At 40.1% G+C, this 12,296-nt stretch carries 11 protein-coding genes; 4 read left to right on the top strand and 7 right to left on the bottom strand.

Features of this window, described 5'->3' with window-relative positions:
- Positions 1–9: 9 nt before the first annotated feature.
- A complete protein-coding gene (locus EQG61_RS05285) occupies positions 10–1,479 on the bottom strand; it encodes a TonB-dependent receptor (RefSeq protein WP_129460863.1) in 1,470 nt (489 codons plus the stop codon).
- A 127-nt stretch (positions 1,480–1,606) separates the two neighbouring features.
- Between EQG61_RS05285 and EQG61_RS05290 the strand changes: the two genes are divergently transcribed.
- The 3 genes from EQG61_RS05290 to EQG61_RS05300 are packed head-to-tail and all read left to right on the top strand — an operon-like array spanning position 1,607 to position 3,356.
- The gene (locus EQG61_RS05290) at positions 1,607–2,371 is read left to right on the top strand and encodes an MBL fold metallo-hydrolase (protein WP_129460864.1); all 765 of its coding nucleotides are present in this window, start codon (positions 1,607–1,609) and stop codon (positions 2,369–2,371) included.
- A gap of 1 nt (position 2,372) precedes the next feature.
- Complete coding sequence (locus EQG61_RS05295) at positions 2,373–2,864, top strand: hypothetical protein (protein ID WP_129460865.1); 492 nt, start codon at positions 2,373–2,375, stop codon at positions 2,862–2,864.
- 12 nt (positions 2,865–2,876) lie between these two features.
- A complete protein-coding gene (locus EQG61_RS05300; RefSeq protein ID WP_129460866.1) occupies positions 2,877–3,356 on the top strand; it encodes a hypothetical protein in 480 nt (159 codons plus the stop codon).
- Here the strand turns inward: EQG61_RS05300 and EQG61_RS05305 are convergent, their stop codons facing one another.
- From EQG61_RS05305 to EQG61_RS05330, 6 genes are all read right to left on the bottom strand, one after another.
- Complete coding sequence (locus EQG61_RS05305; protein WP_129460867.1) at positions 3,357–4,004, bottom strand: alpha/beta hydrolase; 648 nt, start codon at positions 4,002–4,004, stop codon at positions 3,357–3,359.
- Positions 4,005–4,035: 31 nt separating this feature from the next.
- Positions 4,036–6,468: an outer membrane beta-barrel family protein gene (locus EQG61_RS05310; protein ID WP_129460868.1), complete on the bottom strand. Its 2,433-nt coding sequence runs from the start codon at positions 6,466–6,468 to the stop codon at positions 4,036–4,038.
- Positions 6,469–6,507: 39 nt separating this feature from the next.
- Positions 6,508–6,861, bottom strand: a complete 354-nt coding sequence (locus tag EQG61_RS05315) for a hypothetical protein (RefSeq protein WP_129460869.1) — start codon at positions 6,859–6,861, stop codon at positions 6,508–6,510.
- A gap of 1 nt (position 6,862) precedes the next feature.
- The gene (locus EQG61_RS05320; RefSeq protein ID WP_129460870.1) at positions 6,863–8,116 is read right to left on the bottom strand and encodes a dihydroorotase; all 1,254 of its coding nucleotides are present in this window, start codon (positions 8,114–8,116) and stop codon (positions 6,863–6,865) included.
- 15 nt (positions 8,117–8,131) lie between these two features.
- Positions 8,132–10,066: a vWA domain-containing protein gene (locus tag EQG61_RS05325; RefSeq protein ID WP_129460871.1), complete on the bottom strand. Its 1,935-nt coding sequence runs from the start codon at positions 10,064–10,066 to the stop codon at positions 8,132–8,134.
- 77 nt (positions 10,067–10,143) lie between these two features.
- Positions 10,144–11,490 (bottom strand): DEAD/DEAH box helicase, encoded by a 1,347-nt coding sequence (locus EQG61_RS05330; RefSeq protein WP_129460872.1) that lies wholly within the window; start codon positions 11,488–11,490, stop codon positions 10,144–10,146.
- Positions 11,491–11,851: 361 nt separating this feature from the next.
- Between EQG61_RS05330 and EQG61_RS05335 the strand changes: the two genes are divergently transcribed.
- The gene (locus EQG61_RS05335) at positions 11,852–12,259 is read left to right on the top strand and encodes a 5-fold beta-flower protein (RefSeq protein WP_129460873.1); all 408 of its coding nucleotides are present in this window, start codon (positions 11,852–11,854) and stop codon (positions 12,257–12,259) included.
- Positions 12,260–12,296 lie beyond the last annotated feature (37 nt).

Below are 12,296 nucleotides of genomic sequence, written 5' to 3' on the forward strand. Positions count from 1 at the left end.
GGGATTTTTTTATACTTCTTCTTCTTCTAAAATCTTATTCGGATCATAACCAAACAAATGGTGTTGTTTGATTAATTCTGGAATTCCAATAGGTAGCATGGCTTCCCAGCCTGGTATGTTGCTCGTGATCATTTTTAATACTTCACGAGAGAAAATTTTCAAGTTCGTACGATCAAAGTCGGTCACATCCACCACTTTACCATTGTAAGCAAAGAATTTATACAACTCTTTCATACGTGGGTGAACTTTCAAGTTTTGGGAAGTGATAATTTCGCCATCCATTTCCATGGGGTATAGATATACTTTTAAATCGCGGTAGAACAATTTACCAAAGGCTTCCAATATTCCTCCACTCAAATGGCGGTAGTATTTTTCATCAAAAATATCGACCAAGTTGTTAACTCCCATCACCAATCCCATACGAGCTTTGGTATAATTAGAGAAATATTCTACAACACGGTAATACTCTTGGAAATTGGAAATCATTACTGTCTGACCCAGCGAACATAGCAATTCGGCGCGGTCCATGAAATCGCGTTCGTCTATTTCGCCCTCTGAACGTAAGTTGGACAACGTAATTTCAAATACCACAAAGGTATTTTCCTTGTCGACTTTATTTTCTTGAGAAAACATTTCCAAGGAACGTTTGTACATGTCCATATTCACGCGGGTTACCGGACGGAAACTACCACGGATAGCTAAGATGTTTTTCTTGTATAAAACGGCAGCCGGTAAGATGTTTTTCCCGTCAGGGCTGAACATCACGGCATCGGTCATACCATTTCGTACCAATTGCAAACTCATCAAACGGTTGTCTACATTGGCAAAGCGTGGTCCGGAGAAATTGATGGTGTCGATTTCCAATTGGTCTTTGTCCAAATGGTCGTACAAATAACGCAACAATTTCTTGGGATCATTGTATTTGTAAAAGGCGCCATAAATTAAATTTACCCCAAGAATACCTAAAGTTTCTTGTTGTAAACGCGCATCATTTTCTTTAAATCGGATGTGAAGTGTGATTTCGTTGTAGTCTTCATCCGGTTCAACTTGGTATTTGATTCCTACCCAGCCGTGGCCTTTGAATTGTTTGGCGAAATCAATCGTCGCTACAGTATTTGCATAACTGAAAAACATTTTATTGGGGTGTTTATCCCGTTTTAAACGTTCTTCGATTAGGCGAACTTCGTGATTGAGCATCTTTTTCAACCGACTTTCCGTCACGTAACGACCATCTTCTTCGTTACCGTAAATCGCATCACTAAAGTCTTTGTCATAGGCAGACATCGCTTTCGCAATCGTACCAGAAGACCCCCCTGCGCGGAAAAAATGACGCACCGTTTCTTGACCAGCGCCAATTTCAGCGAAAGTTCCGTAGATATTTTCGTTGAGGTTAATGCGTAAAGCTTTATCTTTTGTTGTAGGGATTTGTGTGATTACACGATCTCCTTTTAACTTGATGTTTAATTCGTTACCTGCCATAATTCAAAAATGCCTCGCAAAGTTAATAAAACGATTGCGGTATTTAAAGCGAATTAATCCTAATTTTGTAGAAAAATTAACGCTTCTGTACCGTTTGGGTATAAGAAGACCTCAAAAATCGTGCTACATGAAAATTTATTTTCTAGGAACAGGTACTTCACAAGGAATTCCAGTTATTGGGAGTCAGCACCCCGTTTGTTTAAGTAACGACATTCGCGACAAAAGATTGCGTGTATCGGTCTGGATTTCAGACGAAAAACATTCGGTGGTGGTGGATTGTGGTCCCGACTTCCGGCAGCAGATGTTGCAGTCGGGTTGTGCACGTATCGATGCCTTATTATTTACCCATGAGCACGCAGATCATACCGCGGGTTTAGACGATATACGCCCGTTTAACTTTCAACAGGGTCCGATGCCCGTTTATGCTGAACAACGCGTGCTGAACAATCTGCAAAAGCGTTTTGATTATATTTTTGAAACCGAAAATCGCTATCCCGGTGCGCCTTCGGTTAATGCACACGAAATTCAGGTTGACCAACGTTTCGCTGTTGGCAATTGGGAAATCCAACCCATTCGTGTGTATCACGGCAATTTACCCGTTTTGGGATTTCGAATAGACGATTTTGCTTATCTGACCGATGTAAAGACCATTGAATCGGATGAAATTGAAAAATTAAAAGGGGTAAAAGTGTTGGTCGTGAATGCCTTACGCGAAGAGCCGCATGCTACACATTTCAATTTGCAAGAAGCATTGGATTTTGTAACTTTGATACAACCTGAGAAAACCTATTTGACGCACATTAGTCATCATATGGGTTTTCATGCAGAACGGGAAAAACAATTGCCAGAAAATGTATTTTTGGCCTTTGATAATTTAGAAATCACTCTTTAAAATGGCACGACAACTTTATTTGTATCTATTTATTATCACAGCTTTATTGGCTTCTTTTACTTATGTCTATTACAGTAAACAATTAAAGTTTGAAAAAGATTCCAAGACCCAAATGTTGAAATCCAAATCAGATAGTATTGTGCAATTGACCAATCAATTGGACGAATCCAATGCGTTTTCATTGCTGAAAAATGAATATGCGCAAAACTATTTTGTAAATTTTGACGTAAAACAATTAGAGCCTTCCATCCGCGAACAACTCATTGCCTTCAATGATAGTCCGGCAGGGAATGTGTATACAGGTCAAGAGAAATTGGGTGAACAAAAATTCATCATCAACAAAATGAAAGTCTTAAATCACCGTTGGATTATTGCTAACTATAGTGATGGAACCTACTGGGGTGAAGCAATGATTAAGTATTTTGTTGACGATAAAGGAAAAGCGACTTTCCAAACCATGGATACATTTATCTATCCCAAAGAAGAATACTAAAACCAACCAACCATGAAAAAAATAGTTTTTTTAATTGTCGTTTTGGCGACTTCGATGTCTTGCAAGCATACAGAAGAAACGACTGCTGCTGATGCTAGAACCACAGTAAAAGATTCTACCATTGCGGGTGCGGATCAAGACGAACACGGTTGTTTGGCTTCTGCCGGATTTACATGGTCCAAAATGTACAAAGACTGTGTGCGTATGTTTACCGGAATGCAATTGACTCCTGTTGACCAACCCAATAATGAAGATGAGACTTTGTCGGCGTATGTTTTATTCAGCGAAGATAAAAGTCAGGCCGAAGTCTTTATGCCCAATTCAGAATCCATTATTTTGAAGCGTAGCAAAGAAGGTCAACCCTGGATTAATAATGATTATCAATTGGTGCCTTGGAAAGGATATATTCTTAAAAAAGGAGAAACCAATCTTTATGCAGGCGATGGCGAAATCGGCAATAAATTTTCTGGAAGTTCCGATACGGAACAATAACTAACGTTTCGTTTCTTCTAACCAATTCCGAAAATCAAAGAAATTTTGTGGTGCCACACCATGCCCAACTGGGTATTCTTTGTATTCGATTTGTACCCCTAAACTTTCCAAAAGTGGGGCTGCTTTTCGTGCCCATTCTACAGGTACAACTTGGTCAACTGACCCGTGTGAAGAAAAAATTTGAAGTTGTTTCAAATCATTTTCTGCAAAACCATCTACTGCAATTTCAGCATTAAAATACCCGCTCATGGCCACTACGCGCTGTACCTTTTCAGGATAGGAAACAGCCACGGCATAACTCAAAATACAACCCTGACTAAAACCAATAAGTGTTACTTGTTTCGGGTCTATGGGATACGTTTGAAGGATTTCGTCAATGAAATCGGCAATCAAATCCCGCGATTGTTGGGCTTGCCCGATATCTGAGAACTTGTTTTCATCGGCATCAAAGTTGATGGCATACCACGCATAACTACCGTACATCAGGTCATAAGGCGCTCGTACTGAAATCACATAATAGTCACCCGGAAGTTCACTAGAAAATGAAAACAAATCCTGTTCATTACTGCCATATCCATGAAGCAGAATTAAAACAGGATTTGTTGTTTTTTTATCGTGGGGTTCTCGGACGAGGTAGTGAAGTTGCATAATTCAATTTTTCGCCAAAGATAACAGAAATTTATCCCCCAATTCGGTTTTTCTCGTCTTCAACCCCCGTACTACGGTTTTGGACTTTTTTCACTTGATCATTTCCAAAGTTATACGCCAAACTGAAACGAACCTGACGGCTGTCACTTCCTCCGCGACCATTGATGATTACGTTGGCAAACTCCGTTTTTCCAGTCCATGGTGAAGTGTAAAAGATATCCGAAACCGCTAATCGTAGCGTCATTTTATCTTTCAAAAACTTTTTCTGAACCGCCATATCTAGCGAACCCAAACTGGCAGTACGATACGTTCCTCCCCAAACCGAAGGGGAATTGAACCAACCCGATACTTCTAAATTAATTCCTTTGGGTAATTTGAAATTGTTTTGACCATAAATGTTTAACGTTTCTTGGGTAATACCCGTAAAGGATGGGTCGGTAGGGATGTATTTACTGCGAAAAGCATTCACACTCAAATACACACTCCACCAATTTTTAACCGTAAACGGATAAGAGATACCCAAGTTGATGGTTTCTTGATTGGCTACGTTTTTGGTAGTCATCCGACTCTTATTTTGGCCCACTGCTTCGGTTACTTGTGCAAAGAAATCGGACACATAACTATAACTCAACGACGTATTGAGTTTGTATTTGTACGTATGCGAGGCTTTGATATTGTGCACATATTGGGGTTGTAAAAATGGATTCCCTTTACTTACCGACAATTCATCAATTTGGTATTCAAAAGGATTTAAAGAATTATAACTCGGCCTTTCAATACGTCGGCTGTAGGTTACTGCCCAGGAATTGCTTTCGTTTTGATTATAGGTGATTCCACCACTAGGGAATAAGTCAGTATAATGGCGTCTTACACGGGTATCATTGTTCTGTTGAGTACTCGTGAGATTTCCATCGGAATTGGTATTCTCCATACGCAATCCCAACTGGAAATTGAATTTTTTTATCATGCGATTGTAATTCACATACAGCGCATTGATGTTTTCTTTGTAATTGAATCGGTTACTTAATGTCGTGTTGTATACCGGTTGCCCACTTTGGTAATTGTAGACATCAAACGTGTTTTCGGTTTCTACTAACGAAGTTTTGAAACCAGCACCCAATTTTCCTTTCCACAAACGTTGTTCATAATCGGATTTCAACGAACCTACATCAATGGTTACAGGTGTATACTGGCTGTTGATAATAGAACTCAAAATCACCGTTTCACTAGGGTTGTAGTAATAATTGGGTAAAAAAGTATTTCGATCAGAATTAAAACGTCCCAAATCCAAATCCGTGCTCAGCGAAACGCCTGTAGTATCTTGAAAACGGTAGTTTATATTCGCGTATAAATTATAATTTTTATTGTGTGCCTTATTTTGTGCGACTAATATACTATCAATGCTATTCGAAGTGATTTGGCGAATAGGCGTGCGTGAACGCCCGTCACCATAGGCATTGTTGAAGTTGCCCGTTAAGACCATACCAAAAGTATTGCGACGGTTTTTGGTGAAATCCAATCCAATTTTCACGTTGTTGGCATTGGAAGTGTAATCGGTTTTAGTATCTGAATTGAAGACTTTGCCATTTTGCTGGCGTTCGAATTCCATGAAATTATAGCTTTTTCCAAAACGATTACTATAATTCAAATAGCTGTTCCATTTTTTTGTACGGTTGTTTAAAGAAACAGAATTCACCGAAGTCCCATAACGGCCATAGTTATACCCCGCTGAAGCCGTGCCATTTGTACCGTAATTTTTATTGCGTTTTAATTTGATATTTACAATTCCTGCATTTCCCGCCGCATCAAATTTAGACGACGGTTGCGTGATAATCTCAATGGATTCAATATCTGCCGATTGTATCGTTTTTAAATAATTGGTTAAATCCGATCCACTTAAAAACGATTGTTTCCCATCGATATAAAACAACACACCACTTTTTCCTTCAACAATCACATTGTCATTGTTGTCGACCACTACACCAGGCGCTTTTCGCAACAATTCAAATCCGGTATTTCCTGTGGCATTGATGGTGTTTTCTACATTAAAAACCGTTTTGTCAGCCAGAACTTGAACCAAGGGTTTTTCTTTTTTCACCACCACTTCATTCAATTGTACGGCACTTTCATTCAACGTTATTGTCCCCAAATTGACTAAAGAATCGGTAATTGTTATTCCGGGTACGATTTTATCTTCATAGCCCACCATGGTAATTTTTAAAGAATAAGTACCTACGGGTAAACGCGTAATGGCAAACGCGCCTTCAGCATCGGAAAGTACCGCTTTAACCAAGGTGTTTTTTTCGTTAAATAAAGCAATCGAAGCCGAAAAAAGTTTGGGTTCTTTGATTGAACTCACCGTTCCTTTTAAACTTCCCGTTTGGGCATACGTTGAAAAAGAAAGACTGAATAGGGCGAATAAAATAAAAAAGGGTAATTGGAGTGTGTTTTGTTTTGTTTCCATTGAAAAAATTTTCCAATGAGTCCACAAAACGAATTTATGTTACAGTCTTTTTAACCATTTTTGAAAAAAAGATCCCAATAAGGGAATAGGGCGGGTCTGACCCATCACGGCAGTAAACATGCCATAAAAGGTTAATATGGTGATAAAAACCCAAAAAGGAACCGCAATGTTTAAGGCCAAATCCGGATTTATATTTGAGCGATTAAAATAACTACTCATCGTGAGTCCGATTAAAAAGAAGGTCAATGTCAATCCCAAACCCTGACGAATATGAAACGAGGCATAAGGGTTTTTCTTTTCAGAGTTGACTGATAGCGCAATCAGTGGACCCAAGATTAAGATATAACTTAAGATCGCCAATGATTTTCCTTCTTTGATGGTTTGTTCGTCCATATTATGCTGTGGTGTAACGTTGATTGTGATAAATACCGATAACTTTTCCTTTCATTTTTTGCCCTAATAATGCGGCATTTTTTGATTTGGAGCGAATGTTGGCTCTTTCAAATGTCCATTCGTCTTGGGTAGAGAAAGCGGTTAAATTGGCAGGAGCTCCGACTTCGATGCTCACTTTAGGTTGGCCAAATAAAAGGCGACCGGCGGTTAATTTTTGTATAATACTATCCAAAGGCAATACAGTAAGCAATGCGCCAAAAGCCGATTCTAGTCCGATAGTGCCGTTTTGCGCCAAATCGAATTCCAATTTTTTATGTTCGATGTCCACCGGATGATGATCACTAGTGATGCAATCAATGGTGTTGTCTAAAATCCCAGCAATTAAGGCCAATCGGTCGGTTTCTGAACGGAGGGGCGGACTCACTTTTAGGTTGCTGTCAAAAGTTTCTAAAACAGTATCGTTAAGTACCAAATGATGGACGGCAACACTACAACTCACTTGTAAGCCTTTGGCTTTGGCTTCCCGAATCAATTCCACAGATTTTGCAGTAGAAATTGTTGGAATGTGCATTCGACCCCCAGTATATTCCAAGAGGTAGAGGTTACGCGCTACCATCAATTCTTCTGCGAGGTTGGGAATTCCTTTCAAGCCTAAGCGGGTAGAAGTAATCCCTTCGTTCACGACGCCATTCCCTTTGATTTTATCTTCTTGGCAAAAAGCCATTACCAATCCGTTAAAGTCTTGCACATACTGTAGTGCAATTTTCATCAAATTGGCGTTGCTCATATTTTTTTTATAATCGCCAAATGCAATTGCACCCGCTTGTTGCATGTCATAAAGTTCTGCCAACGCGGTTCCTTCACTGCCCAAGGTTAATGCACCAATGGGATGAACTGAAGTAGGTTGGCCCACCGCTTTTTGGCGAATCAATTGAATCACCGCTTGATTGTCAGCTACAGGAAACGTATTGGGTTGTACCATTACTTCTGTAAAACCAGCAGCAGCAGCGGTTTGTAAACCGTTTGCAATCGTTTCCGCATCTTCGTAACCGGGTTCGCACAATACGACCGAACTGTCCCACCAACCGGGTGACAGGTGCAAATCGTTTTGCTCAATGCATTGGGTGTTTTCGTCTACAGGGAGTGCGTTTCCAATCGCTGAAATTCGGCCATCGGTAATCGCTACATCAACCACTTGCCCGTGGTATTTCCCTTGGGGGTCGATGATTTTTGCCGATTTAAATAGTGTTGTCATAGTTGTGTTGTTGTGTTATTTCACCCATTTTTGAATGGCGATTTCTACCAAGGCAAAGAGGAGCGTGAGGAGTAAAAACCATTTCCAAATTTGGGTATCGTTGCGATCGGCTTGTAAAGTATCAAACAAGTGATCGGTACTGTCAATTTCTTTAAATTCGTCAGCAATAGCCGTATTTCGATTATTCAAATTGCTTTCCGTTCGGGCGTAATTGAAACTTAAATTTTCCAAAAACTGACCTTTACGGTCAACTTTATAATTACCTGCCGTTTTGGGATTATCGTTAAAGGTCAATTTCACCTTTTGATTCATAATTTGTTGTACCGGAATAAACGATTCATTGGCATTGGTAATAGACACAATTTCATCTTTTCCTAAAATACTATTGGTAATAAAGGGTTTTGAATCTCCAATAACCAAGGCATTAATCCCCACTTTTTGAGCACTCAACGCCATATTGTAAAAGGTGGGAACAATGAGGTAAGGCGAATTGCAGAAATTACTGTAGTCTTTGTCTATAGGCGCGGCAAAATAGTAAATGTTGGCAATGCCGTTTGTGGTTGCACTTAAAAACGGACTTTGGTCATTGTATTCCAAAACCGAAGGTAACGACGACTGAACGCGGTAACTCGCTTTGGTTTTGGGATATTGAAAATTATCGGTTTTCTTTTCAAAAACCTGACTGTACAACGGATGGTTGAAGTTGATTTTGGAGATGAGTTGCTCTTCGGTTTTCCAATTGCCATAAGTATAACCACCGCCCAACGCCTTTGTTAGTGCATTCAATGCGGATACATTTGCATTCGCCGCCGGAATAACAACCACATTCCCGCCTTTGGCCACAAAGGTTTTTAAAGTGGTTTGTAACGAAGCCGGAATATCGGGCAATTCATTCAAGATCACTGCATCTTGTTTTTCAATGGCATTATAATCCAAATTCCGTAATTCGTAGTGGGTATAATTAAATTCGTCCGTAGTGTAGATTTTTCCTAGAAAAGTAGCATTGTTGTTATCACCAATGGAGAGAACGTTATTTTTCTGGGGTTTCGACAAACTAAAATAATAGGTGTTGTCATATTCCAAGGCATTGTCATTTAAAGAAACATAGCCGTGAAAATCCTCTTTTGGGAGATTGAATTTCAATTGTTGCTTGGGTTGGTCAAAATTGACTAAGGTTTTTGCAACGAGTTTTCCTTGGTTGTAAATGGCCAAAGGAATGTCTTTGAAATCATCGCCATGCGCCGTAACCGCTACCCCAATTTCATAGAATTGATCCAAGGTTTGGTGCAAATACACACTGTCAATGGCTATGTTATTGGTATTTTCGGCTTCGGGAAGAATGAAATACACATTTTCATCGGGTTGGGGTTTTCCAAACGATTTGGATTCGAGTCCAACACCATCCGTAATAATCACAATGTCTTTTTTGAAGGCCGAAGGATGGGCTTTGACTTTGGCGAGCAAGCTTTCCGGCTGGAAAGGAGTGGCACTATAGGTCAAATTTTGTAGCTCTTTTTGAATGGACTTGATGTCGGTATTCCAAAAATTATCGGTACAGGTAATTAATGAAAATTGAGTGTTCTCTGGCGCCTGTTCCAACAAATCCTGAACGGCTCGTTTCAATAATTCCCCTTTTTTTCCTTTGGCTTGCATGGAAAACGAATTGTCCAAAATGATGTACAGTTCGTTGTTGGCATTTTTATGGTCTTTGGCCTCAAAAAAAGGTTGGGCAAAAGCCAAAATTAAAAATGCAAACAACAGTAAACGCGTAGCAAGTAACAGGTATTTTTTGAGTTTCGAACTCTTGCGGGTTTGCACCACCAATTCTTTAAGGAAACGAACGTTGGTGAAAAGTTCGGTTTTAAACCGACGCAACTGAAACAAATGCACCAAAATCGGGAGCAGCAACAAGAATAAAAAGTAGAGAACTTCCGGATGTTTGAAATGCATTTCGGTGGCGTTAGTTTAGTGCTTCAAAAATAACAATTTTCACCAATTTCTGAAGGCTTTTTTAACCTGAATTTAGCTTATCCTCGTTTGCGTTTTTCGTTGCGTTTGCGTTCGACTGCCCGATTGCGCGGTGCCGATTTACGCGGTGTACGCTTGCCGGGTCCGCCTAAATTCACTTTTTTATTTTTGTCTTTTTTCTCTTGAAAAGCAGAACCGCCCGTAAGTTTGGGTCGTTTCAATAAGAATTTGACTTTCTTTTTGTCTTTTTCAAATTCTAATAATCGATTTACCACTTCAACTTCTTCAGGAAATTCCAATACCGTTATTTCCTTTTCCATAAGCATTTCAGCTTCGATTTGAATTTCTTCTTCCCTCGGACTGATAAAACTCAATGCGATACCCGATTTATCTGCACGACCGGTTCGACCAATGCGGTGAATGTATTGCTCAGGGATTTCGGTAAATTCAAAATTGATGACGTGTGTAATATCCGAAATATCCAAACCACGCGCCATCACATCGGTAGTGATGATGCCCCGGAGTTCGCCCCGTTGAAAAGCCGCCATAGTATTCAAACGGTAATTCTGGGATTTATTGGAATGAATCACCCCAAACTGCTCGGGAAAGTCGGTTTCTACTGCCGTAGCAATAAGATCAACTGTTTTTTTATTGTTGGCAAAAACCAAAATGCGCTCCATGTTTTCGTCTTCATGAAGCAAATGTTTCAGCAAGTTGATTTTGGTCAAGAAATTGGGCACTTGATAGGCCAATTGTTCAATTTTCTCCAAAGGCGTTCCCGAAGGTGCCAAACTAACTTCTTCTGGGAAATCAAAGTATTCGTCCAACATTTCATCCACTTCATCTGTCATAGTGGCGGAGAACAAGATGTTCTGCCGTTTGTTGCGCAACATGGTCAAAATGGAAGTTACTTGTACTCGGAATCCCAAATTCAAGATTTCATCAAATTCGTCGATGATTAATTTTTGTAAGGTATCAAATCGTACCACATTATCCAAGGCCAAGTCCATGATACGACCGGGTGTTCCCACTAAAATGTCCACACCTTCATACACTGCTTTTTTCTGGGTGTTGATGTTTACCCCACCATACACGCCCAGTGTGCGCACTGACATGTATTGGGTCAATTGGGTTACGACATCGGCAATTTGCACCACCAATTCACGGGTGGGGGCCAATATGACTACCCGAGGGGTTTCCGACTCCATGAATTTCCACTGTTTCAATACAGGAAGCAAATAGGCTAAAGTCTTTCCCGTTCCCGTTTGGGCGATTCCCATCACATCGCGTCCCGATAAAATCACCGAAAAGGCGCGTTGCTGAATAGGCGTGGGTTGGGTGAGTCCCATCTCATCCACAGCTTTCTGCAAGGATTTGGGTAATTGAAACGGTTCAAATGAAGTCATAATCTGTAATTTGAGGCAAAGGTACGAAAAAGAAAGGAGTTAGTCGACGGTTGACGGTTGGGGGTTGTTGTCCTACCTCCCAATGTAAAAAGGTTGGCGATAGGTATCTATTCATGTGTAGCAACATTACTTTTAATGGTTCCGTAGTACTACCGAAGTGATTCCGTAATGTGTCCGATAAAAGTAGGTTTTTCACGGACTCATCACGGACTCATCACGGACACACTACGGACACATGAGCACTATAACTCACGTGCAATCTTGTACAAAACACAGTAATCCTACGCTTGTATTTCTTTTTCAAAGTATGTGTTTTGGATTTTAAAAAAAAGTACCTTGCACAATATCAATTACAAAACTTATGATACGTATACTTTTTACAATGATTGCAATAGGCGCATTGACATCCGCGCAAGCACAAACCATTGAATCGGGGAGTCACAGTACAACGGGCTATATCAAATCGGATGGCACGATTGAAAACAGTAGCCATTCCACAGTAGGGTACATCAAAAATGACGGAACCATTGAAAACCGCAGTCACAGTACGATTGGCTATATCAAAAGCAACGGGACTATTGAAAATAGTAGCCATTCTACCGTAGGTTATGTTAAAAGTGACGGCACAGTGGAGAACAGCAGTCATTCCACGATTGGCTATATTAAAAATGATGGAACCGTTGAAAATTCGAGTCATAGTACGATTGGCTATGCCCGAGGCGTGAAAAAAGAGTGGGCGGCAGTGGTGTATTTCTTTTTTAAGTTTTAAATACATTTTTTGTTTTGTAAAAATAACTTCGATTTCT

Origin of the sequence: Flavobacterium stagni (assembly GCF_004122105.1) — a bacterium.
Classification (GTDB): domain Bacteria; phylum Bacteroidota; class Bacteroidia; order Flavobacteriales; family Flavobacteriaceae; genus Flavobacterium; species Flavobacterium stagni.

What these genes read in the sequence shown, in the direction of transcription:
- EQG61_RS05335 (WP_129460873.1), top strand. Translation starts at nt 11,852, where the DNA reads ATGATACGTATACTTTTTACAATGATTGCAATAGGCGCATTGACATCC.
- EQG61_RS05330 (WP_129460872.1), bottom strand. Translation starts at nt 11,490, where the DNA reads ATGACTTCATTTGAACCGTTTCAATTACCCAAATCCTTGCAGAAAGCT.
- EQG61_RS05320 (WP_129460870.1), bottom strand. Translation starts at nt 8,116, where the DNA reads ATGACAACACTATTTAAATCGGCAAAAATCATCGACCCCCAAGGGAAA.
- EQG61_RS05305 (WP_129460867.1), bottom strand. Translation starts at nt 4,004, where the DNA reads ATGCAACTTCACTACCTCGTCCGAGAACCCCACGATAAAAAAACAACA.
- EQG61_RS05325 (WP_129460871.1), bottom strand. Translation starts at nt 10,066, where the DNA reads ATGCATTTCAAACATCCGGAAGTTCTCTACTTTTTATTCTTGTTGCTG.
- EQG61_RS05310 (WP_129460868.1), bottom strand. Translation starts at nt 6,468, where the DNA reads ATGGAAACAAAACAAAACACACTCCAATTACCCTTTTTTATTTTATTC.
- EQG61_RS05315 (WP_129460869.1), bottom strand. Translation starts at nt 6,861, where the DNA reads ATGGACGAACAAACCATCAAAGAAGGAAAATCATTGGCGATCTTAAGT.
- EQG61_RS05295 (WP_129460865.1), top strand. Translation starts at nt 2,373, where the DNA reads ATGGCACGACAACTTTATTTGTATCTATTTATTATCACAGCTTTATTG.
- EQG61_RS05300 (WP_129460866.1), top strand. Translation starts at nt 2,877, where the DNA reads ATGAAAAAAATAGTTTTTTTAATTGTCGTTTTGGCGACTTCGATGTCT.
- EQG61_RS05285 (WP_129460863.1), bottom strand. Translation starts at nt 1,479, where the DNA reads ATGGCAGGTAACGAATTAAACATCAAGTTAAAAGGAGATCGTGTAATC.
- EQG61_RS05290 (WP_129460864.1), top strand. Translation starts at nt 1,607, where the DNA reads ATGAAAATTTATTTTCTAGGAACAGGTACTTCACAAGGAATTCCAGTT.